At 72.4% G+C, this 23,148-nt stretch carries 18 protein-coding genes; 8 read left to right on the top strand and 10 right to left on the bottom strand.

The features are described 5' to 3' along the window. A partial coding sequence (locus tag AOM46_RS31010; RefSeq protein ID WP_234314152.1) for an IS701 family transposase occupies positions 1-661 on the bottom strand: 661 nt, incomplete at its 3' end. Between the two features lie 147 nt (positions 662-808). Further along, on the bottom strand, positions 809-2,329 hold the full coding sequence (miaB, locus tag AOM46_RS31015) for a tRNA (N6-isopentenyl adenosine(37)-C2)-methylthiotransferase MiaB (RefSeq protein ID WP_062218216.1): 1,521 nt from the start codon (positions 2,327-2,329) through the stop codon (positions 809-811). A gap of 76 nt (positions 2,330-2,405) precedes the next feature. On the opposite strand from miaB, the gene AOM46_RS31020 reads away from it, so the two are divergent. Continuing rightward, on the top strand, positions 2,406-3,425 hold the full coding sequence (locus tag AOM46_RS31020) for a TAXI family TRAP transporter solute-binding subunit (protein WP_234314151.1): 1,020 nt from the start codon (positions 2,406-2,408) through the stop codon (positions 3,423-3,425). A 147-nt stretch (positions 3,426-3,572) separates the two neighbouring features. Next, entirely contained in the window at positions 3,573-6,617 is a 3,045-nt protein-coding gene (locus AOM46_RS31025; protein ID WP_062218219.1) for a glycoside hydrolase family 38 C-terminal domain-containing protein, read from the top strand. Here the strand turns inward: AOM46_RS31025 and AOM46_RS31030 are convergent. Both AOM46_RS31030 and AOM46_RS31035 read right to left on the bottom strand, forming a co-directional pair. Further along, positions 6,583-8,031 (bottom strand): HAMP domain-containing sensor histidine kinase, encoded by a 1,449-nt coding sequence (locus AOM46_RS31030; protein ID WP_062218222.1) that lies wholly within the window; start codon positions 8,029-8,031, stop codon positions 6,583-6,585. The genes AOM46_RS31025 and AOM46_RS31030 overlap by 35 nt on opposite strands. Before the next feature lie 59 nt (positions 8,032-8,090). Then, a complete protein-coding gene (locus tag AOM46_RS31035; RefSeq protein ID WP_062218225.1) occupies positions 8,091-8,789 on the bottom strand; it encodes a response regulator transcription factor in 699 nt (232 codons plus the stop codon). A 274-nt stretch (positions 8,790-9,063) separates the two neighbouring features. On the opposite strand from AOM46_RS31035, the gene AOM46_RS31040 reads away from it, so the two are divergent. The 5 genes from AOM46_RS31040 to AOM46_RS31060 all read left to right on the top strand — a co-directional run bounded on the left by AOM46_RS31040 (position 9,064) and on the right by AOM46_RS31060 (position 14,142). Continuing rightward, a complete protein-coding gene (locus AOM46_RS31040) occupies positions 9,064-9,849 on the top strand; it encodes an amino acid ABC transporter ATP-binding protein (RefSeq protein ID WP_062218228.1) in 786 nt (261 codons plus the stop codon). Between the two features lie 67 nt (positions 9,850-9,916). Further along, the gene (locus tag AOM46_RS31045) at positions 9,917-10,768 is read left to right on the top strand and encodes a glutamate ABC transporter substrate-binding protein (protein WP_062218231.1); all 852 of its coding nucleotides are present in this window, start codon (positions 9,917-9,919) and stop codon (positions 10,766-10,768) included. Between the two features lie 87 nt (positions 10,769-10,855). Next, positions 10,856-11,527 (top strand): amino acid ABC transporter permease, encoded by a 672-nt coding sequence (locus AOM46_RS31050; RefSeq protein WP_062218234.1) that lies wholly within the window; start codon positions 10,856-10,858, stop codon positions 11,525-11,527. Beyond that, complete coding sequence (locus AOM46_RS31055; RefSeq protein WP_078857371.1) at positions 11,524-12,513, top strand: amino acid ABC transporter permease; 990 nt, start codon at positions 11,524-11,526, stop codon at positions 12,511-12,513. The genes AOM46_RS31050 and AOM46_RS31055 overlap by 4 nt, the downstream gene beginning before the upstream one ends. A 69-nt stretch (positions 12,514-12,582) precedes the next feature. Beyond that, positions 12,583-14,142 carry an FAD-dependent monooxygenase gene (locus AOM46_RS31060; RefSeq protein WP_062218237.1) on the top strand — a complete coding sequence of 520 codons (1,560 nt, stop codon included), beginning with the start codon at positions 12,583-12,585 and terminating at the stop codon, positions 14,140-14,142. A gap of 37 nt (positions 14,143-14,179) precedes the next feature. Here AOM46_RS31060 and recX read toward each other — a convergent pair whose 3' ends face one another. The 6 genes from recX to AOM46_RS31090 all read right to left on the bottom strand — a co-directional run bounded on the left by recX (position 14,180) and on the right by AOM46_RS31090 (position 18,343). After that, entirely contained in the window at positions 14,180-14,773 is a 594-nt protein-coding gene (recX, locus tag AOM46_RS31065; protein WP_062218240.1) for a recombination regulator RecX, read from the bottom strand. A gap of 3 nt (positions 14,774-14,776) precedes the next feature. Continuing rightward, positions 14,777-15,922, bottom strand: a complete 1,146-nt coding sequence (gene recA, locus AOM46_RS31070; RefSeq protein WP_062218242.1) for a recombinase RecA — start codon at positions 15,920-15,922, stop codon at positions 14,777-14,779. Between the two features lie 207 nt (positions 15,923-16,129). Continuing rightward, positions 16,130-16,324: a DUF3046 domain-containing protein gene (locus AOM46_RS31075; protein ID WP_062218245.1), complete on the bottom strand. Its 195-nt coding sequence runs from the start codon at positions 16,322-16,324 to the stop codon at positions 16,130-16,132. A gap of 64 nt (positions 16,325-16,388) precedes the next feature. After that, entirely contained in the window at positions 16,389-16,700 is a 312-nt protein-coding gene (locus AOM46_RS31080) for an AzlD domain-containing protein (RefSeq protein ID WP_062218248.1), read from the bottom strand. Continuing rightward, on the bottom strand, positions 16,697-17,431 hold the full coding sequence (locus tag AOM46_RS31085; RefSeq protein WP_062218250.1) for an AzlC family ABC transporter permease: 735 nt from the start codon (positions 17,429-17,431) through the stop codon (positions 16,697-16,699). Before AOM46_RS31085 ends, AOM46_RS31080 begins: the two co-directional genes overlap by 4 nt. Positions 17,432-17,443: 12 nt before the next feature. After that, on the bottom strand, positions 17,444-18,343 hold the full coding sequence (locus tag AOM46_RS31090; protein ID WP_078857374.1) for an AraC family transcriptional regulator: 900 nt from the start codon (positions 18,341-18,343) through the stop codon (positions 17,444-17,446). A gap of 47 nt (positions 18,344-18,390) precedes the next feature. Here AOM46_RS31090 and AOM46_RS31095 point away from each other — a divergent pair, with 47 nt between their 5' ends. Then, positions 18,391-23,088, top strand: a complete 4,698-nt coding sequence (locus AOM46_RS31095) for a DEAD/DEAH box helicase (protein WP_062218253.1) — start codon at positions 18,391-18,393, stop codon at positions 23,086-23,088. Positions 23,089-23,148 lie beyond the last annotated feature (60 nt).

Here is a 23,148-nt window from a genome sequence, read left to right on the forward strand (position 1 = left end):
CGGCCAGCACGTAGCCGACGCCGGCTTCCTCCAGCATGCGGCGAAAGCGCCACTCCTGGCCGTAGGCGGAATCCGCGGTCACCCAGGCGATCGGCAGGGGTGAGGCCAGGGCGCGGGCCACTATCACCTTGGCGAGATCGCCCTTGGTGGCGAACTCCCGCTCGTGGGGGATCTTCGCCGCGGTGCAGCGGTCCGCATCCTGTGTCCAGGACTTCGGCAGATACAGCTCCCGGTCGACCAGTGCCCGCCCCTTGCTGGTTGCGTAGGCGGCGAACACGCCGATCTGGCAGTTCTCCGTGCGGCCGGCCGTGCCGGAGTACTGCCGCTGCACCCCAGCCGACGTGGTGCCCTTCTTGATGAAGCCCGTGTCATCGACGATCAGCACGCCAGCCCGATCCCCGAGCCTCTCAGCAACGTATTCCTGCAGGTCATCCCGTAACTCGTCAGGATCCCAGCACGCCCGGCCGAGTAAGTGCTGCAACCCAGCCGGCGTGCTGTGACCTGCGTACTCGGCCAGCTGCCAGCCGTTCTTCCGGCCCACCTGGCCGAGCAGGCCCCGCACGTAGGCGCGCATCCGCCGCCGCAGATCGACCCGGCTGAACCGGTGGCCGACCCGCACGAGCACTTCTTCCAGCTCCGACAACCAGACATCGGGCTGCACATCATCCTGCACGACCAGCACAACGGCCCGCCACACCCGAAGTCACGAACCCGCTGAAGATAACGGCCCGTTACACCGCTACACTCAGAAACAGGCTCCTGACCAGCAGCGATAGCGAACTGCAACTGGAGTACTAGGGCAGCGCTCTCAGGAGTGCGCGACGCCACAGCCCCCGGTGGGCTCGGGCAGCGGCGCCGGCACGCCGACCTTGGGCAGGCCGAGGAGCACGCCGCCCGAGGAGTCGGCCGGCGCCTCCTGCCGCCGCTCCCAGGCGTCGCCGGCGCGGCTGCGGCGGACGGCCAGCGGGACGCCCTCGGCCAGCAGATGGTGCGGCGCCGCGTAGCTGATCCCGACCGTGACCAGATCCCCGGGCCGGACCGGCTCCTCGGGGCGGGTGAAGTGGACCAGGCGGTTGTCGGGGGCGCGCCCTGAGAGCCGGCGGGTGGCGTCGTCCTTGCGGCCCTCGCCCTCGGCCACCAGCACCTCGACCGTGCGGCCGACCTGGCGCTTGTTCTCCGCCCAGGAGATCTCCTCCTGGAGCGCGACCAGCCGCTCGTAGCGCTCCTGGACGATCTCCTTGGGGATCTGTCCCGGCATCTCGGCGGCCGGGGTGCCGGGGCGCTTGGAGTACTGGAAGGTGAACGCCTGGGCGAACCTGGCCTCGCGCACCACGTGCAGCGTCTCCTGGAAGTCCTCCTCGGTCTCGCCGGGGAAGCCCACGATGATGTCGGTGGTGATCGCGGCGTCCGGGATGGCGCGGCGGACGTTCTCGATGATGCCGAGGTAGCGGTCCTGCCGGTAGGAGCGGCGCATGGCGCGCAGCAGCCGGGAGGATCCGGACTGGAGCGGCATGTGCAGCTGCGGCATCACGTTGGGCGTGCCGGCCATCGCCTCGATCACGTCGTCCGTGAAGTCCCTGGGGTGCGGGGAGGTGAAGCGGACCCGCTCCAGGCCCTCGATCGAGCCGCAGGCGCGCAGCAGTTGGGAGAACGCCCGGCGGTCGCCGATGTCGGAGCCGTAGGCGTTGACGTTCTGGCCGAGCAGGGTGATCTCGATGACGCCCTCGGCGACCAGCGCCTCGACCTCGGCGAGGATGTCCCCGGGCCGGCGGTCCTTCTCCTTGCCGCGGAGCGCGGGCACGATGCAGAAGGTGCAGGTGTTGTTGCAGCCGACGGAGATGGCGACCCAGGCCGCGTAGGCGCTGTCCCGGCGGGTGGGCAGGGTGGAGGGGAACGCCTCAAGGGATTCGGCGATCTCCACCTGCGCCTCGCGCTCGATGCGGGCGCGCTCCAGCAGCACCGGGAGGCTGCCGACGTTGTGGGTGCCGAAGACCACGTCCACCCAGGGGGCGCGGCGGGTGATGGTGTCCCGGTCCTTCTGGGCGAGGCAGCCGCCGACGGCGATCTGCATGCCCGGGCGGGCGGCCTTCTTGGGCGCCAGCTGGCCGAGGTTGCCGTAGAGCCGGTTGTCGGCGTTCTCCCTGACCGCACAGGTGTTGAAGACCACGATGTCGGCGACCTCGTCGCGCTCGCCGGCCGGCACATAGCCGGCCTCCTCCAGCAGCCCGGCCATGCGTTCCGAGTCGTGCACGTTCATCTGACAGCCGAACGTCCGGACCTGGTAGGTGCGGTGGCCCGAGGCGGCGGAGGGCGCGGAAGGAAGGGGCATGGGGAGGACTCGATCCACATCGGTCTGGGAGCAGCTGGCCATGCCCAAGTCTATGGTCCGCTGATAGCTTGCTCGGGTGGCCTTGGGAGCACCGGATCAGCGAGGGGCCCGGCCTCGTTCGCCGCGCCGCCGTCGGCTGCTGCTCGGGGTGGTTCTGGCGCTCACGGCGCTGGTCGCCGTGTTCCTGCCGCCGGTGGTCAGGGACGACGGGCGGCCGTCGGGCGAGGTGACGCTGAGCACCGGGGTGAGCAGCGGAGTGTACGCCAGGTACGGGCAGTTGCTGCGCGGGCAACTGGCGCGAGACGCGCCGCAGTTGGCGATGGAGCTGCGGCAGAGCGCCGGTTCGTTGGAGAACATCGAGCGGCTGCTGGCCGGGGAGGCCGACTTCGCCATCGCCACCGCCGACTCGCTCGCCTCCTACCAGGCGGCTGGCGGCGAGGGCGCGGAGCGGCTGCGGGCCTGCGCGCGGCTCTACGACGACTACATGCATCTGGTGGTGCCGGCCGACTCCCCCGTCGAAAGGACCGCGGATCTGGCCGGGCTGCGGGTCGGGGTCGGCCAGGACCGGTCGGGGGTGCAGTTGGTGACGGGCGAGCTGCTGCGGGCGGCAGGGCTGGACGAGGGGTCGGATCTGGAGGCGGTCCGGGTCGGCATCAACAGCATGCCCAGGATGTTGGAGGCCGGCCGGCTGGACGCCTTCTTCTGGTCGGGCGGGCTGCCCACCTCGGCGATCGAGCAGCTGGCGGATCTCACCGCGATCCGGCTGGTGCCGCTGGGCGATCTGCTGCCGGTGCTGACCGAGTGGGGCGAGAACACGGCGCACTACCGGGCGGCCGTGATGCCGCCGGACGCCTATCCGGAAATTCCCGGCACCCAGGGCATCGACACCCTGGCGGTGGCGAACCTGCTGATCACCACGGACGGGACGGACGACCGGCTGGTGGAGCAGATCACCCGGTCGGTGATCAACGGGCGGGACCGGATCGGCCAGCAGGTGCACGCCGCGCAGCGGGTGGATCTGCGGAGCGCGATCTACACCCAGCCGCTCGCCCTGCACCCGGGCGCCCGGGACTACTACCGCTCGGTCAAGTCGTAGGCGACGGTCCTCGACGGCAAGTCCGGGCGCCGGTGGGTTGTTCATTCTTCCTGATATTTTCTGCGTTCTTTTCCGTTTGCTTCTGTTCTTTCTGGTCCACCTCTAACCGGGAACGTCCCGCACACGATGATCAGGGAGTGACGCGTCATGCACGACGACCGTGACCTTGTCGAGAAGCGACTCCGCAGAGTCCTCGACGAGCGGATCAGGCCGGCCGTATACGGCGAGGCGGTGCCGCTCGCCCTGGAACGTTGGGACGCGCCGGGCGAACCGGTGCCGGCGGCCGAGGCGTTGGCCGCCGACTACCGCCCGGCCCGGGTGGGCGAGCGCTGGGGACCGGCCTGGGGCACCACCTGGTTCCGGCTGACCGGACGGGTGCCCGACGGATGGGCGGGACGGGCCGTGCAGGCCCGCGTCGACCTGGGCTTCGACCGGCGCCTCCCCGGCTTCCAGTGCGAGGGGCTGGTGCACCGGCCGGACGGCACCGCCGTCAAGGGCGTGCATCCGTACAACGACTGGGTGCCTGTGGCCCGGGAGGCGGTCGGCGGCGAGGAGGTCTCCTTCCTGGTCGAGGCCGCCGCCAACCCGATCCTCAACGATCCGGTGCCCAGCGATCTCGGCGACCGGCTGACCGCCGGCGACGAGCCGCTGTACCGGGTGCTCAGGGCCGAGTTGGCGATCTTCGAGGCCGAGGTCTGGGAGCTGGTACGGGATCTCGAAGTGGTCGGCTCGCTGATCGCGGAGCTGTCCACCGAGGACGCCCGGCGCTTCGCGCTGACCCGCGCCGTGGAGAACGCGTTGGACGCACTCCGGCTCGACGATGTCGCCGGCACCGCCACGGCGTCACGCGCCCGGCTCGCGGATGTGCTGTCCGCGCCGGCGCACGCCTCGGCGCACCGGCTGAGCGCCGTCGGTCACGCGCATATCGACTCCGCCTGGCTGTGGCCGCTGCGCGAGACCGTGCGCAAGGTCGCGCGCACCACCGCCAATGTGGTCGGGCTGCTGGACACCTCCGACGAGCTGGTGTTCGCCATGTCCCAGGCCCAGCAGCTGGCCTGGATCAAGGAGCACCGCCCCGAGCTGTACGAGCGGGTCAAGCAGAAGGTCGCGGAGGGCGGGTTCGTCCCGGTGGGCGGCATGTGGGTGGAGTCGGACACCAACATGGTCGGCGGCGAGGCGATGGCCCGGCAGTTCGTCCACGGGAAGCGCTTCTTCCTGGAGGAGTTCGGGATCGAGACCGAGGAGGTCTGGCTGCCCGACTCCTTCGGCTACACGGCGGCGCTGCCCCAGCTGGTGAAGCTCTCCGGATCCAAGTGGTTCCTCACCCAGAAGATCTCCTGGAGCCAGACCAACGCCTTCCCGCACCACACCTTCTGGTGGGAGGGCATCGACGGCACCCGGGTCTTCACCCACTTCCCGCCCGTCGACACCTACAACTCCGACCTCGGCGGCGGCGAGCTGGCGCATGCCGCGCGCAACTACCGGGAGAAGGGACGGGGCACCCGTTCGCTGGTGCCGTTCGGCTTCGGCGACGGGGGTGGCGGCCCCACCAGGGAGATGCTGGGCCGCGCCCGTCGGGTGCGGGATCTGGAGGGCTCGCCCCGGGTCGAGATCGAGCCGCCGGCCGACTTCTTCGCCAAGGCGCACGAGGAGTACCCGGACGCGCCGGTGTGGGTGGGCGAGCTGTACCTGGAGCTGCACCGGGGCACCTACACCTCGCAGGCCAAGACCAAACAGGGCAACCGGCACAGCGAGTCGCTGCTGCGCGAGGCCGAGCTGTGGGCGGCCACCGCGGCCGTGCGGGTCCCCGGCTACGCCTATCCGTACGCCGATCTCGACCGGATCTGGAAGACGGTGCTGCTGCACCAGTTCCACGACATCCTGCCCGGCTCCTCCATCGCCTGGGTGCACCGGGAGGCCAGGGAGACCTACGCGCGAGTCCGCGAGGAGCTGCTGACCCTGGTCGACACCGCGCAGCGGGCGCTGGCCGGCGACGGCGCGGGCACCGTCGTCTTCAACGCGGCGCCGCACGAGCGCGACGGCATCCCGGCCGGCGGCGCGGGTCCGCGCCCGGCGCGCGAGTCCGCGCCGGTGACCGCCGGCGCGCGCGCCGGCGGCGGCTTCGTGCTGGCGAACGGGCTGCTGCGGATCGAGATCGACGAGCGCGGCCTGGTCGTCTCGGCGGTGGACGCCGACAGCGGGCGCGAGGCCATCGCCCCCGGCGGCGCCGGCAACCTGCTCCAGCTGCACCCCGACTTCCCCAACGCCTGGGACGCCTGGGACCTGGACGCCTTCTACCGCAACCGGGTCACCGACCTGGTGGACGTCGAGGCACTGACGCTGGCCGAGGCCGACGAGGAGGCGGCCACGGTCCGCCTGGAGCGCGCGTTCGGCGCGTCCCGGGTGGTGCAGCTGCTGACGCTGCGCGCCGGCGCGCGCGTGCTGGACATCGACACCACCATCGACTGGCGGGAGACGGAGAAGGTGCTCAAGGCCGCCTTCCCGCTCGATGTGAAGGCCGACCAGTCGGCCGCCGAGACGCAGTTCGGGCATGTGTTCCGGCCCACCCACACCAACACCTCGTGGGAGACCGCCAAGTTCGAGATCTGCGCGCACCGCTGGGTTCATGTGGGCGAGCCGGGCTTCGGCGTGGCCCTGGTGAACGACTCCACCTACGGCCATGACATCACCAGGGATGTACGGCCCGACGGCGGGCAGACCACCACGGTCCGGCTGTCCCTGCTGCGCGCCCCGCGCTACCCCGACCCGGAGACCGACCAGGGCGAGCACCGGCTGCGGTACGCCCTGGCGCCCGGCGCGGACCTGGGCGACGCGGTGCGCGAGGGGCATCGGATCAACCTGCCCGAGCGTGCGGTGCCCGGCGGGAACGAGGTGCCGCCGCTGGTCGAGGTCGAGAACACCCCGGGGGCCGCCAGCCTCACGGTGTCGGCGGTCAAGCTCGCCGACGACGGCAGCGGGGACCTGGTGGTCCGCCTCTACGAGTCGGGCGGGCGGCGCGCGGCGGGCGCGCTGCGCCTCACCGTGCCGGTGGAGTCGGCGACCGTCACCGACCTGCTGGAGCGCCCGCTGGCGGACGCGCCGGCGCACGAGGTGGCGGACGGGCGCGTGGAGGTGGCCCTGCGCCCCTTCGAGATCCTCACGCTCCGCCTGGGCCCGACCGCTCGGGACTGATCGGCACGAACGTGGCGGGCTCCGGCGCGTGCCGGGGCACCGTCACGGTCACCCGCAGCCCGGTCGGCTCGTGGTGGGCGTAGTCGATCCTGGCGCCGCCGGCGGCCAACAGCGCGCCGACGATGGAGAGGCCGAGCCCGGACCCGGACACGTTCTGGTGCCGCTGGCTGCGCCAGAAGCGCGAGCCCACCCGTTCCAGCTCGTCCTCGTCGACCCCGGGCCCGGTGTCCGCCACCTCCAGGACCACCCGCTCCCGGTGCGGGGTCACCGTCACCGTCACCAGGCCGCCCTCGGGGGTGAACTTCAGCGCGTTGTCGACCACCGCGTCCAGCGCGCTGGAGAGCCCCACCGGGTCGGCCCAGCCGGTCACCGCCGAGGCGCCCTCCAGGCGCAGCCGGACACCGCTCCGGTCCGCGACCGGCCGCCAGGCGGCGACCCGCTCGGCGACCAGCGCGGCCACGTCCACCACCCGGGTGTCGGCCGCGCTGTGCTCGGCGAGCGCCAGGCCGAGCAGCCCGTCCAGCACCTCGGCCAGCCGCTTGCCCTCGGCCCGCACCGAGGCGAACTCCTCGTTGCCCTCGGGCAGTTCGAGGCCGAGCAGGTCGATCCGCAGCAGCAGCGCCGCCAGGGGGTTGCGCAGCTGGTGGGAGGCGTCGGCGACAAAGGCCCGCTGCTGTTCCAGCACCTCCTCCACATGGTCGGCCATCTCGTTGAAGGAGACCGCCAGCCGGCGCAGCTCCGGCGGCCCGCCGGCCGGCGCGACCCGGGCCGTCAGCCGGCCGGTCGCGATGTGGTGGGTGGCCCGGTCCAGCACCCGCACCGGGCGCAGCACCCAGCGGGTGAGCTGGAAAGCGGCCACCAGCGCCAGCAGCAGCGCCGCGGCCTCGCCGACCAGGATCGGCAGCCAGCTCTGCAGGATGGTGGAGCGCAGCGGACCGGTGGGCGACTCGGTGACCACCACCGCGATCACATCGCCGTCCCTGATCACCGGCGAGGCCACCACCAGCGTGCGCTGGTCGTCCCAGGGCCAGACCTGCGCCGGGCCCTGGCTGCGGCGCCCCGCCAGCGCCTCGGTGAACTCCCGCCCCGCCACGCCCCCCGGAGCCTCCCAACGGTCCGGCGCCACCGCCATGGGGCGCCCGTCCCTCCGAAAGACGCCGGCGCTGATCCCGTACACCTCGTGGTAGCGGTTCAGTTCCTCCCGCAGCGTGGCCAACGGCCTGAGGTGGCTGCCGTCGTTGGGCGACTCGGCGGCGAACTGGGCCAGCGAGGCGAACCGCGCCGTATCGTCGATCCGGTCCACCACCACCCGCTGCTGCTCGCTGTGCGCCTGGCTGGTGGCCAGCGGGATGCCCAGGGCCAGCAGCACGCCCGTCAACAGGACGATCAGCAGCGGAAGCAGACGCGCGCGCACGGGGGGAGGTCCTGTCGTCTAGTCCTGGTGGTCCGGTCCTGAGGTTCGTGGCGGCCGGGTCAGCCCGTTCCCCGGGCCGGCAACGCCAGCCGGTAGCCGACGCCCCGGACGGTCTCCACCAGCTCCGGGCGGCGCAGCTTGGCGCGGAGCGAGGCGACATGCACCTCCAGGGTGCGCCCGGTGCCCTCCCAGCTGGTCCGCCAGACATCGCTGATGATCTGCTCCCGGCGGAACACCACCCCGGGACGCTGGGCCAGGAGCGCCAACAGGTCGAACTCCTTGCGGGTGAGCTGGACCCGCTCGCCGTCGACCCGCACGCTGCGGGTGGACAGCTCCACCTCCATCGGGCCCAGGGCGAGCACCCCGGGCGCCGGCTCCTCCGTCGGGGTCGACTCGTCGGCGCCGGTGCGACGGCTCACCGCGTGGATGCGGGCCAACAGCTCGGCGGTGTCATAGGGCTTGACCACATAGTCGTCGGCGCCGAGGTTGAGGCCGTGCACGCGGGATCTGACGTCGGCCCGGGCGGTGACCATGATCACCGGGGTCGAGGTGAGGCGTCGGATCCGACCGCAGACCTCGAACCCGTCCAGGTCGGGGAGGCCGAGATCGAGCAGGACCACGCCGAAGCCACCGGCCCGCACCTGGGCCAGCCCGTCCTCGCCACAGCGCACCCGCACCACGTCGAAGCCGTGCCGGCTGAGCACCGCCACCAGCGCGGCACCGACATGCTCGTCGTCCTCGACCAACAGCAGTCGCATCCTGCCTCCCTTCCGCCCGCTCCGCACACCGCCCGGCAGGATCCCCCCGGAACCCTGAAGCAGCGCTACGAGAACGATTGAAGCAGGAGCGAACACCACTCGGACGTCACGGAACAATTCCGTAACCCCACGCCGACCGTAGGCCACAGGCGGTCACTGCCCGTAGAGAGACGCGACCGGATCGTTATGCTCAATTTCCGCTCAGATCTGCAGACGCTACGTTGTACAGCTGGCTAGGGTCCCTGCCAACCGACGAGGATGGAGCTACTCCACGATGAGCGATGCGCCGCTGACCAAGGACCCCGCGGATGCCGCGCCCCTGGCGGAGGACCTGGTCGTCCTGGACAGCGTGAACAAGCACTTCGGTGCGCTGCACGTCCTCCAGGACATCAATCTGACCATCAAGCGCGGCGAGGTCGTCGTCGTGATCGGCCCCTCGGGCTCGGGCAAGTCCACGCTCTGCCGGGCCATCAACCGCCTGGAAACCATCGACGACGGCACCATCACCATCGATGAGAAGCCGCTGCCCGCTGAGGGCCGGGAGTTGGCCAGGCTCCGGGCCGACGTCGGCATGGTCTTCCAGGCGTTCAACCTCTTCGCGCACAAGACGGTGCTGCAGAACGTGACGCTCGGCCCGGTCAAGGTGCGGGGCGTCGCCAAGGACGAGGCGGAGGCCAAGGCCAGGCAGCTGCTGGACCGGGTGGGCGTGGGCAACCAGGCCGACAAGTACCCGGCGCAGCTCTCCGGCGGCCAGCAGCAGCGCGTCGCCATCGCCCGCGCCCTGGCCATGGAGCCCAAGGTGATGCTCTTCGACGAGCCCACCTCGGCGCTGGACCCCGAGATGATCAACGAGGTCCTTGAGGTCATGCAGCAGCTGGCTCAGGAGGGGATGACCATGGTCGTGGTCACCCACGAGATGGGCTTCGCCCGGTCGGCGGCGAACCGCGTGGTCTTCATGGCCGACGGCCGGATCGTCGAGGAGGCCGAACCGCACCAGTTCTTCGACAACCCGCGCAGTGACCGGGCCAAGGACTTCCTGTCGAAGATCCTCCAGCACTGAACCCCCAGACGAGCCGCTTGTTCTGTCAGCCCCCAAGCCCCCTTCTCGACATAAGGACATATGCACCATGAGACTCCGTAAGGCCACCGCCCTCGCCGCCAGCGTGCTCGCCCTCTCCCTCGCCGCCACCGCCTGTGGCAGCGACGACGGGGACGGCGACGGCGGTGACGGCGGCACCGGCAGCAACGCCGGCGAAAGCATCAGCATCGGCATCAAGTACGACCAGCCGGGCCTGGGCCTGAAGACCCCGGACGGCGAGTTCGTCGGCTTCGACGTCGACGTGGCCACCTTCATCGCCGGCGAGCTGGGCTACGAGCCGTCCCAGATCGACTGGGTCGAGTCCCCCAGCGGTGACCGCGAGACCATGCTGAGCCGTGGCGATGTCGACTTCATCGTGGCCAGCTACTCGATCACCGACGAGCGCAAGGAGCAGGTCGACTTCGCCGGCCCCTACTTCATCGCCAACCAGGACCTGCTGATCCGCGCGGGCGAGTCGGTCCCCGACGAGGAGGCCATCAACGACCTGAACCTCTGTTCGGTGGGTGGCTCGACCTCGGCGGCCAAGGTCAAGGAGAACATCGCCCCCGACGCGGACCTGATCGAGCTGGCCACCTACTCCGAGTGCCTCACCGGCCTGGAGAACGGCACCGTGGACGCGCTGACCACCGACGACTCCATCCTGGCCGGCTACGCCGCGCAGGAGCAGAACGTCGGCAAGTTCGAGCTGGCCGGTCTGGCGCTCGGCCCGGAGCACTACGGCGTGGGCGTCCCCAAGGGCGAGACCGAGCTGCGGGACGACATCAACGCCGCCATCACCAAGATGGTCGACGAGGGCGCCTGGGACGAGGCGGTCGAGGCCAACTTCGGCCCGGCCAACTACAACGCCGAGCCGGCCCCGGAAATCACCGAGACCAGCTGACCCGTTCCGGTTTCACTCGGTGGCGTGCCGTCCCAGCGGTGGCACGCCACACTCTTCCCTACCCTCTAGGCGAGACTGAGAGATTCCGTGTTCGATTTCCTTGATCTCGACCAGTACGACCTCTTCGGGGCGTTCTGGACCACGGTGCAGCTCACCGTTTTCTCCGCGATCGGCTCCCTGATCTGGGGGACCGTCCTGGCCGCGATGCGGGTCAGCCCGGTCCCGGTGATGCGCGCCTTCGGCACGGCCTATGTGAACATCGTGCGGAACATCCCGCTCACGCTGATCATCGTGGCCTGCTCCCAGGGGTTGGCTCTCACCCTGGGCCTGAACATGTGGGCGGACGACTCGGGGACCACCGCGTTCCGTCTGGCGGTGCTCGGCTTCTCCGCCTACACGGCCACCTTCGTCTGCGAGGCGCTGCGCTCCGGCATCAACACGGTGCCCGTCGGCCAGGCCGAGGCGGCCAGGGCGCTCGGGCTCAACTTCAGCCAGGTGCTGACCCTGGTGGTGCTGCCGCAGGCGTTCCGCTCGGTGGTGCCGCCGCTGGCCAACGTGCTGATCGCGCTCACCAAGAACACCACCGTGGCCGCGACGATCGGCGTGGCCGAGTCCGCGCTGCTGATGAAGGACATGATCGAGCGGGAGGCCCAACTGCTCCCGATCGCCGCCGTGTTCGCCTTTGGATTCATTGTCCTCACCCTTCCGACCGGGATCTTCCTCGGCTGGGTGAGCAAGCGTGTGGCGGTGAAGCGATGAGTAAGCCCTCTGTTCTGTATGACGTCCCCGGGCCGCGCGCCAAGGTGCGCAACTGGCTGCTGACCGTACTGTTCATCGTCGCCCTGCTGCTGCCCCTGTGGTGGCTGCTGACCGTGCTCAACGACAAGAACCAGCTCGACGCCTCGCGCTGGGACCCGTTTGTCACCGACTCCCGGATCTGGACCACCTATCTGCTGCCGGGACTGCAGGAGACCATGACCGCCGCCGCGCTGGCGCTGGTCATCGCGCTGCCGTTGGGCGCGCTGCTGGGGATCGGCCGGCTGTCCGACCACTGGTGGATCAGCCGGCCGGCCGGCACGGTCGTGGAGTTCTTCCGTTCCATCCCCGTCCTGATGCTGATGCTGTTCGCCAACCAGGCGTACGCGGAGTGGTCCAACATCGCTCGGGACAGCCGCCCGATGTACGCGGTGGTCACCGGTCTGGTGCTCTACAACGCCGCGGTGCTCGCCGAGATCGTCCGAGCCGGGGTGCTCTCACTGCCCCGGGGCCAGACGGACGCGGCACAGGCGATCGGCATGCGCAAGAGCCAGACCATGCTCTTCGTGCTGCTGCCCCAGGCGGTCACGGCGATGCTGCCGGCGATCGTCAGCCAGCTGGTGGTGATCGTCAAGGACACCGCACTGGGCGGCGCGCTGCTCGGCTTCGCCGAACTGCTGAGCGCAACGCGGCTGGTGTCGAGCAACTACAGCAACACCATCGCCGCCTACACCGTCGCCGCGATCCTCTTTGTCGTGGTCAACTTCCTGCTGACCGCCTTCGCCAGCTGGCTGGAGGGACGCATCCGGCGCGGTCGACGCGGCACCGGAGCGGTCGTGCCGCACGACATGGCCGAAGAGACACAGGCCGGCGGCGGCGGCATCGCGGCCCCCGTGCTCGGCACGGGAGCGACGGGCGCCATCGGCGCCGACCCCGACGCGCGTGACGACGACCCGGACCGTGGCGGCGCACGCGACGGGGGTGGCTAGGCCGCCGCGCAACCGGCGCGTTCCGACGCCGACTTGACGGTTGCGGCGGGGCTGGGTTGCATACGTGCTGTGCTGCCCGTGATCATCGTCGGCGCGGGCCCTACGGGGCTCGCGCTGGCGCTTGCCCTGGCCGGGCACGGCGTCCCGTCCGTCGTCCTCGACGGATCGACCGACCCGCCGACCTCGCGGCTGGCCCGCAGCTGTGTGCTGGCGCCCGACGTGGCCCGGTGGGGCGCGCTCCCCGGGGCCGCCAGGGAGGCGGCCGGCTGGGCCGGTTGGCGTGGCACCCACCGGGGGCGGACCGTCGCACACCGGGCATTCGAGCCCGCCGACGCGCCGCTCCATCTGCCGCAGCATGTGCTGGAGGCGACGCTGCGGGACGCCGTCGTCCGGCAGGAGCTGGTGCGGATGGCGCGGGGCCACCGGCTGACCGACTTCGAGCAGCACGGCGAAGAGGTGCTGGCGCACAGCGTGTCGCGACGCTCCGACGGGCGGCCCGAGGAGAGCAGGCAGTGGCGCGGCCGCTATCTGGTGGGGTGCGACGGCGCGCGCTCCACGGTGCGCAAGCTGTTGGGCGCGCCGTTCCCCGGGCGTACGGCGGTCGAGCGCTACGCGGTGGCGGCCCTGCGCGCCGAACTGCCGCACCCGGGCGAGGTGGGCCTCCATCGAGGGCTCCCGGTCGGCGAGGTCACGGCGCGGCCGCTGACCGAGGGCCGCTGGCGGCTGGACTGGCCGCTGCCGGCGGACGAGGGCCTTGTCACCCCCGAGGCCCTGCTTCAACGGGTGCACGGCACATTGGCCGCCTGGCACGACGGCGAGGTGCCCGACCACGAACTGCTGGACACCGGGGTGCACACCTGCCATCAGCGGCTCGCCCGCGCCTGGCGGGTGGACCGGGTCTTTCTCGCCGGGGACGCGGCCCACCTGTTGGGGGCCCTGGGGACGCAACAGGTGACGGAGGGGCTGCGGGACGCGGAGAACCTCGCCTGGAAGCTGGCCGTCGCCTGCCGCGAGGGGAACGCGGAACGGCTGTTGGACAGCTACCAGACGGAACGCAGGGGCGCCGTCGGCAGGCGGCTGCGCGCCGTGGACCAGGCGCTTCCGCTGGTGCGGGGGCGGGGCGGGCTGGCCACCAGGCTCGCCGGCCGTGGGCGGGGCAGGCTGGCGCTGCTCGGCGAGGCGCACGCGGGGCAGGGCGCGCTGGGCGGGCCGGCCGACTACGGGAACTCCCCGCTCAACGGGGCCGTCACCGCGGCCTCGGCCACTCGCCCCGGCACGCCGGTGACCGATGTGCCGGTGACCGCGCTCGACGGGACCAGGAGCCGGCTGCGGGATCGGCTGGGCGGGCCGCTGCTCCTGGTGCTGACCGCGCCGGGCGCCCGGGTCTGGGACGCCAGACACTGGCTGTCGGCCGGCCTGATGCCGGAGTTGGCCGCCGTCGCCGAGACCTTGGAACTACCGGCCGAACTGCTGGTCACCGAGGAGTACCCGGGCGCCGGGGCGCACACGCTGCTGGTGGTACGGCCCGACGGGCAGCTGACGGCCAGCCTGCCCGGCGCCGACCAGCGGGCCCTGCGCGAGACCGTGCACTGGCTGCGCGGCGCACCGGCCCCGGCGGCGCCGCGCTGACGCCCCCGGCCGCCCCGGCGCCCGGGATGCCGGCGTTTCAGGGGGTATCGGGGGCATAGTCCTCCCAGCTCTCCAGGGACTGGCCCTCGGCTTCCAGCGCCTCGCGCACCAGCCGTAGCGCCAGCCCCTCCGCGTATCCCTTGCGGGCGAGCATCCCCACCAGCCGGCGCATCCGCTTGACCGGCGGCAGCCCCCGGGTGGCCGGGAGCCGGCGCGCGACCAGCGCCCGGGCGGTCTCCTCCTCCCGCTCCGGATCCAGCTGGTCGACCGCCTGGTCGATCACCGCCGGAGCCACCCCCTTGGTGCGCAGCTCACGGGCCAGCGCCCGCCGGGCCAGCCCCCGGCCGTGGTGCCGGGACTCCACCCATGCCTCCGCGAAGAGCGCGTCGTCGATCAGGCCGACCTCCTCGAACCGGTCGAGGACCTCGGCGATCGCCTCCTCCGGGATCTCCCTGCGCCGAAGCGCCTCGGCCAACTGCCGTCTGGTGCGCGGCGTTCCGGCGAGCAGGCCCAGGCAGATGCTCCGGGCCCGCTGCACCGGATCGGCCGGCTCCGCCGGCGGGCCGGCCGGCCGGGCCTGGGCCGGCGCCGGCCCAGGCCCTGGCTCGGGCCAGTCGCTGCGCCGGGTCACGCGTCAGCTCTTGGCCGCGACGGCCTTGGCCGCCCGGGGCGCCTTGGCCGCTGCCTGCGCCTTGGTGGCCTGGGCCGGCGGGGCGGGGATGTCCTTGGCGGCGGCCTTGGCCGCGTCCTCGGCCGGCTCGCCCTCGGGCGAGACCTCCGGGGGCTTGGGGCCGATGCCCAGCTTCTCCTTGATCTTCTTCTCGACCTCGTCGGCCAGATCGGGGTTGTCCTTGAGGAAGTTCCGCGCGTTCTCCTTGCCCTGGCCCAGCTGGTCACCGCCGTAGGTGTACCAGGCGCCGGACTTGCGGATGAAGCCGTGCTCGACGCCCATGTCGATCAGCCCGCCCTCGCGGCTGATGCCCGTGCCGTAGAGGATGTCGAACTCGGCCTGCTTGAACGGCGGGGCGACCTTGTTCTTGACGACCTTGACGCGGGTGCGGTTGCCCACCGCGTCGGTGCCGTCCTTGAGGGTTTCGATGCGCCGGATGTCCAGCCGCACCGAGGCGTAGAACTTCAGCGCCCGACCACCCGTGGTGGTCTCGGGAGAGCCGAACATCACGCCGACCTTCTCCCTGAGCTGGTTGATGAAGATGGCCGTGGTCTTCGACTGGCTGAGCGCACCCGTGATCTTCCGCAGCGCCTGGCTCATCAGCCGGGCCTGGAGGCCGACATGGGAGTCGCCCATCTCGCCCTCGATCTCCGCCCTGGGCACCAGGGCCGCCACCGAGTCGATGACGATCAGGTCGAGCGCGCCGGAGCGGATCAGCATGTCCGTGATCTCCAGCGCCTGTTCGCCGTTGTCCGGCTGGGAGAGGATCAGCTGGTCCACGTCCACGCCGAGCCGCTTGGCGTACTCGGGGTCGAGGGCGTGCTCCGCGTCCACGAAGGCGACGGTGCCGCCGGCCTTCTGCGCGTTCGCCACCGCGTGCAGGGTGAGGGTCGTCTTGCCCGAGGACTCGGGGCCGAAGACCTCCACCACCCGGCCACGCGGCAACCCACCGACGCCCAGAGCCACATCGAGGGCCGTGGATCCGGTCTCGATGATCTCGATCGGCTCGTCCGGCCGCTCGCCCAGCCGCATCACCGCGCCCTTGCCGAACTGCCGTTCAATCTGCGCGAGTGCGGCGTCGAGCGCCTTCTCGCGGTCCGTACCTGCCATGGGTGCCACCCGGTCCGTCTGATTTGATCGCTTCACAACCACGGACGCTAGCGCCCGCCACTGACAATCGGCACGCGCCCGGGGCTCGCGGAGGGCTGGACGCCGTATCCGCACCCCCATAAGAACTTCCGTTCGATTTACGTGTCAAGCGAGCGGGCCGGCCGGAGCACCCTCCTGACAGCCCGACAAACCCGCAGGTCAGAGCCGTCAGCGCAGGTGGTGGGGCACGTCGATGGTGGAACACAGCGCGCGCCAGACGTCCTTGGGATCCCAACCGGCGTCCAACGCCTCGTACACCGTGCGTCCGCCCAGTTGGGACATCACATGATCCCTGGCGAAGGAGTCCGCGTAACCCGCGCCGAACTGCTCCGTCATCCGCTCCCAGAACTCCGTCAACCGCATGCCCCCAGTATCCCCAGCCGGCGCGGCGGGCCGGCACCGCCGGCCCGCCGACTCAGCCGCTGACTCAACCACCGAGTGTCCGACAACCGGCCGTGACCAGCACCGCCACCCCGATCACCAGCAGGAAGGGAGCGCGCAACAGCAGCGCCACCCCGGCCGCCGTCAGCCCGGCCACCCTGGCGTCCAGCGCCAGGGCGCCGTTGCCGTCGTCGACGGTCTGCAGGGCGGTGAGCGCGGCCAGCAGCGCCACCGGCAACAGGGCGGCGAGCCGGCGCACCACGGGGCGTTCCAGGGACGCCGGCGGGATCGAGAGGCCGAGCAGCTTGGCCAGATAGCAGCCGACCGCGGTGAGGCCGATGGCGACCCAGGCGGTCATGGCGCCACCTCCGGCCCCTCCGGCGCGGCATCCGCGCCGCCGCCCCTCCGGGCCGAGACGGCCAGCACCAGCGGCGCGGCGAGCGCGGCCACCAGCACCGGCACCCCGGAGGGCAGCACCGGCAGGCAGACCAGGGCCAGCACCACCGCGACGGCGGCGGTCGCCCGCTCGCTCGTGGTCCGCAGCATGGGCGCCAGCAGCGCCAGGAAGACCGCGGGCGAGGCGGCGTCGAGGCCCCAGGCGTCGGGGTCGCCGATCGAGTCGGCCCCGACGGCGCCCAGCAGCGTGGTCACGTTCCAGCAGACGAAGAGCGTGCTGCCGCTGACGGCGAAGCCCAGCCTGGCCAGCCGGGGTCCGCGCTGGGCGAGGGCCACCACCGAGGTCTCGTCGATCACCCAGTGCGCCGCCAGGGGGCGTATCCGTCGGGGCAGCCGCAGCAGGGCGGAGAGCCGCAGTCCGTAGAAGCAGTTGCGGACGCCGAGAAAGAACGCGCCGGCAGCCGCCGTGACCGGGCTTCCCCCCGCGGCCAACGCGCCGACCAGCGCGAACTGGGAGGCGCCGGTGAAGACGAGCAGGCTGAGCACACAGGCCTGTGGCACGCTCAGCCCGTTGGTCGCGGCGGTGATACCGAAGGCGAATCCGGAGATCCCCACGGCGAAGCCCACGCCGAGGGCGTCCCTGACCGTGGCGCGGCGCTCCTCCACGGTCGGCTGATCTGTCAGGTTTTCCATCACGGCTGAACGTTATGCGCCCGGATGGTTCTGTTTCTTGTACGTTCTTGCACCTTGAACGACATCGGGAGGAAGCGCCGTCGCGCGGCGTTCCCGCTGGTAGGCCCCGGGTGGCACGCCGACGGTGCGCCGGAAGTGCCGGTGGAGATGGGACTGGTCGGTGAAGCCGACGGCGAGCGCGGCATCGGCGGGACGCACCCCGCTATCGAGCAGCTCCCTGGCCCGGTGCACCCTGGCATCGGTCAGCCAGGCGTGCGGCGGCATCCCGTACCGCTCGCGGAACGCCCGCAGCAGGGCGAAGGGGCTGGTGTCCAGCCCCGCGGCCAACCGTTCCAGGGTGGGCGGTCGAGCCATCCGCTCCAGCAGACACTCCCGGGCGCGTTGAGCCAGGCGCGCGCCGGCCTGGCGCCTCACCCGCCGGGGGCGCGCGCCACCGGCGGTCAACAGCAGCCGTGCGACGGTCAGTCGAAGGAGGCTGTCGGCGGCCAGCGCGTTCCCCTCCTCGGTGGCCCGCAGCACCCGCCCCACCAGCCGCACCGCCTTCGGATCGTGCACCACGGGATCGGTGAACCAGGCGGCTCCGCGCAGCCCGACCACCTCGGCGGCGATCGCGTCCACCACCTCGGGCGAGGGGTAGAGGGCGCCGTAGGCCCAGCCCTCGGGCACGGCGGCGTGCCCGGTGTGCGGAACATCCGGATTGATCATCACCAGCCCGCCCGCCCCGGCCCGCTCCACCGTTCCCCGATGGTGGAACGCCTCCACGCCCTGGGTGATCCCGGCGATCACAAAGGTGCGGTGGGTGTGCCGGATGAAGGTCCGCCGGACATAGCGGGCCCGCAGCAGGTCGACGCCGGGGAGTTCCGGCGCCAGCCAGTGCCGGGCCGTCTCCTGCCCGGGCTCGGAGGAGGTCATGGCCGCCATTGTGCGTCGCTGTCAGTGGTCGGGTGCACGATGGGCCCATGGACAAACGGAGCACTCCGGGGTCGAGCACCGTGCTCGACGGCTTCTCCCCGGCCACCAGGGCGTGGTTCACCCATGCCTTCCACGCGCCCACCGCCGCGCAGGAGGGCGCCTGGCTGGCGATCCGGGAGGATTCCGATGCGCTGGTGGTCGCTCCCACGGGCTCGGGCAAGACGCTCGCCGCCTTCCTCGCCTCGCTCGACCGGCTCGCGGCCACGCCGCCGCCGGCCGAGCCGCACAAGCGCTGCCGGGTGCTCTATGTCTCGCCGCTCAAGGCCCTCGCGGTGGATGTGGAGCGCAACCTGCGCAGCCCGCTCACGGGCATCCGGCAGGAGTCGGCCAGGCTCGGGCTCCCCGAGCCGGATATCCGGGTCGGCATCCGCACCGGGGACACCCCGGCGGCGGACCGCCGCACGCTGGCCAGACGGCCGCCCGACATCCTGATCACCACGCCGGAATCGCTCTTCCTGATGCTCACCTCGGCCGCCAGAGAAGCCCTCTCCGGCGTGGAGACGGTCATCCTGGACGAGGTGCACGCCGTCGCCGGCACCAAGCGCGGGGCCCATCTGGCGCTCTCCCTCGAACGGTTGGACGCGCTGCTCCCCCGCCCGGCGCGCCGGATCGGGCTCTCCGCCACGGTCCGCCCGGTCGACGAGGTGGCGCGCTTCCTCTCCCCGCAGCGCAAGGCCACGGTGGTGCAGCCGCCCGCCGGCAAGGAGTTCCAGCTGTCGGTCGTGGTGCCGGTCCCCGATCTCGGGGAGCTGGGCGGCTCCCCGGTGCCGGATGCCGCCGGCTCGGAGGATCGCCCCTCCATCTGGCCCTCGGTCGAGGAGCGCATCGTCGATCTGGTGCTGGCGCACCGCTCCACGATCGTCTTTGTCAACTCCCGGCGGCTGGCCGAGCGGTTGTGCAACCGGATGAACGAGATCGCCCATGAGCGGTCCACGGGAGAGGCGCTGCCCGCCGATCACTCCCCGGCCGAGCTGATGGGCGGTTCGGGCGCGGGAAAGGGCGCTTCCGCCGTGCTGGCCCGGGCCCACCACGGTTCGGTGGCCAAGGAGCAGCGGGCCGGCATCGAGGAGGATCTCAAGGCCGGCCGGCTGCCCGCCGTCGTCGCCACCTCCAGCCTGGAGTTGGGCATCGACATGGGCTCCGTCGATCTGGTGGTGCAGGTCGAGTCCCCGCCCTCGGTGGCCTCCGGGCTGCAGAGGGTCGGCCGCGCGGGCCACCAGGTGGGCGCGGTCTCGGCCGGCGTGGTCTTCCCCAAGTACCGGGGCGATCTGGTGCAGTCGGCCGTGGTCACGGAGCGCATGCGGGCCGGCGCCATCGAGGCGCTGCACGTCCCGGCCAACCCGCTGGACGTGCTGGCCCAGCAGATCGTCGCCAGCACCGCGATGGATTCCTGGGACGTGGACGAGCTGTTGGCGCTGGTGCGCCGCGCCGCCCCGTTCGCCGCGCTGCCCGAGTCGGCCTACCACTCGGTGCTGGACATGCTCGCGGGGCGCTATCCCTCCGACGCCTTCGCCGAGTTGCGCCCGCGGCTGGTCTGGGACCGGGTGGCGGGCACCCTCCAGGGCCGCCCTGGCGCCCAGCGGCTCGCCGTCACCTCCGGCGGCACCATCCCCGATCGTGGCCTCTTCGGCGTCTTCCTCGCCGGCTCCGACCCCAGAAAGGGCGGCGGCCGGGTCGGCGAGCTGGACGAGGAGATGGTCTACGAGTCCCGCGTCGGCGACGTGTTCACGCTGGGCACCACCTCCTGGCGGATCGAGGACATCACCAGGGATCGGGTGCTGGTAACCCCCGCCCCCGGCGTCCCCGGCCGGCTGCCCTTCTGGAAGGGCGACCAGCTGGGCAGGCCGCTGGAGTTGGGTCGTGCCCTCGGCGCCTTCCTCCGGGAGATCGGCGCCCTCGACGAGAAGGCCGCCCGCGCGCGCCTGGCGGAGGCCGGGCTCGACGCGTGGGCGGTGGACAACGTCCTGTCCTATCTCGACGAGCAGCGCCGGGCCTGCGGTCATGTCCCCGACGACCGCACCATCGTGGTGGAGCGGTTCCGCGACGAGCTGGGCGACTGGCGGGTGGTGGTGCACTCCCCGTTCGGTGCCCAGGTGCACGCCCCCTGGGCGCTGGCGCTCGGCGCCCGGCTGAGCGAACGGCACGGCCTGGACGCCCAGGTGCTGCACGCCGACGACGGCATCGTGCTGCGGCTGCCGGACGCCGATCCGCTCTCCGCCGACGCCGGCTGGGACGAGGACGCCCCCGCCGGCGGCCCGCTGGACGCCGCGTTCGACGACGGCCGGGCACCGGTCGGCGCGCAGGACGTGCTCTTCGAGGCGGCCGAGGTCGACCAGCTGGTCACCGAGCAGGTCGGCGGCTCGGCGCTGTTCGCCGCGCGCTTCCGGGAGTGCGCCGCCCGGGCGCTGCTGCTGCCCAGACGCGACCCGGGGCGCCGCACCCCGCTCTGGCAGCAGCGCCAACGCGCCTCCCAACTGCTCTCCGTCGCCAGCGAGTTCGGCTCCTTCCCCATCGTCCTCGAAGCGGTCAGGGAGTGCCTGCAGGACGTCTTCGACGTGCCGGGGCTCGCCGAGCTGATGCGGGACATCGAGGCCCGCCGGGTCCGGCTGGTCGAGGTGACCACCCCCGATCCGTCGCCCTTCGCCCGCTCCCTGCTCTTCGGCTATGTCGCCCAGTTCCTCTACGAGGGCGACTCCCCGCTGGCCGAACGCCGGGCCGCGGCCCTGTCGTTGGACTCCCGGCTGCTGGCCGAGCTGCTGGGCCGCGCCGAGCTGCGCGAACTGCTCGACCCCGAGGTGCTCACCGAGCTGGAGCGCGAGCTGGGCTGGCGCACGGAAGAGCGCCGGGTGTCGGACGCGGAGGGCGTCGCCGATCTGCTGCGGGTGCTCGGCCCGCTCACCGACGAGGAGTTGGTCGAACGCGGCGCCAGCCGTGCGTGGGCCGAGGAGCTGGCGACGGCCCGTCGGGTGCTGCCGGTGCGGATCGCGGGCGAGCCCCGCTGGGCCGCCATCGAGGACGCGGGGCGGCTGCGCGACGCCCTGGGCACCGCCCTGCCCGTCGGGGTGCCCGAGGCGTTCACCGAGCCGGTCGCCGACCCCCTGGGCGATCTGCTGGCCCGGCACGCCCGCACCCACGGCCCCTTCACCTCGGCCCAGGCCGCCGCCCGGCTCGGCCTCGGCACCGCCGTCGCCGACGGGGCACTGCACCGGATGGCCGCCGAAGGCCGGCTGGTGCAGGGCGAGTTCCGCCCGGGGGCGAGCGGTCAGGAGTGGTGCGATCCCACGGTGCTGCGCCGGTTGCGACGCCGCTCGCTGGCGGCGCTCCGCCAGGAGGTGGAGCCGGTCGCCCCCGGCGTGCTGGCGGCCTTCCTCCCCGCCTGGCAGCATGCGGGAGCCCCCGCCGGCCGAGGGGAACTGCGCGGCCCCGAGGGGCTGTCCCGGGCCGTGGAGCAGCTGCAGGGCGCCTCAGTGCCGGCCTCGGCCCTGGAGCGGCTGGTGCTGCCCGCCCGGGTCTCCGGCTACACCCCGCAGATGCTGGACGAGCTGACCGCCTCGGGCGAGGTGGTGTGGGCGGGAGCCGGCGCGCTCCCCGGCAAGGACGGCTGGATCTCGCTGTTCCTGGCCGACACCGCGCCACTGCTGCTTCCCGCCCCGCATCCCCTGGAGTTGACGGAGGAGCACCGCGCGGTGCGGAGCGCGCTCGCCGGCGGCTACGGCCTCTTCTTCCGTCAGATCGTCGAGCAGGTCCGGGCGTTGGGCCTGGAAGCCTCCGAGGCGGCGCTGGCCGAGCGGGTGTGGGAGCTGGCCTGGTCGGGCCGGCTCACCAACGACACCCTCAGCCCGTTGCGTGCCCTCCTCGGCTCGGGTCGCACCGCCGGGGCCACGGCGCATCGCGCCAGACGCGCCACGCCGCGTGGCCGCTATGGCGCGCTGGCCGTGGGCGCGGGCGGCGCGATGCGCCCCACCGCCTCGCGCGGCGGCCCGCCCACGGTGGCCGGCCGCTGGTCACTGCTGCCGGAGCGGGAGGCCGATCCCACGCTGCGCGCGCACGCCCTGGCGCGCACCCTGCTCGACCGGCACGGCGTGGTCACCAGGGGCGCGGTGGCCACCGAGGGTGTCGCCGGCGGCTTCTCGGCGGCCTACCGGGTGCTGTCGGTCTTCGAGGAGAACGGCCAGGCCAGACGCGGTTATGTGGTCGAGGGCCTGGGGGCGGCCCAGTTCGCGATGGACGGCGCGGTGGACCGGCTGCGGGCCATCGGCTCCGCCGCTGACCGCTCGGCCGGCCAGGCCGCCCCCCGGGCGGTGCTGCTGGCCGCCGCCGATCCGGCGAACGCCTATGGCGCCGCGCTGCCCTGGCCGGAGCCGCCGGCGGGCGCACGGCACAAGCCGGGGCGCAAGGCGGGCTCCCTGGTGGTGCTGGTCGACGGGGCGCTCACGCTCTATGTGGAGCGCGGCGGTCGCACCCTGCTCGCCTGGCCGGGTGGCGAGGAGCAGCCGGAGGCGGCGGAGGCCCCGCTGCGCGCGGCGGCCGAGGCCCTGGCCCAGGCGGTACGGGCCGGCATGGTCGGCACCCTCACGGTGGAACGGGTCAACGGACAGCCCGCACTCACCGATACGTGGTGGGTGGGCCTGCTGGAGAGCACGGGATTCCACGCGACACCGCGCGGTCTGCGGCTGCGCCGCTGAGCACATCGGGCAAGCCGGGCACGAGGGGCGGGAAGAGCACGAAGAGCGGGCGAGAGAGCC

It is taken from the genome of Streptomyces sp. NBRC 109706 (genome assembly GCF_000974485.1).
Classification (GTDB): domain Bacteria; phylum Actinomycetota; class Actinomycetes; order Streptomycetales; family Streptomycetaceae; genus Streptomyces.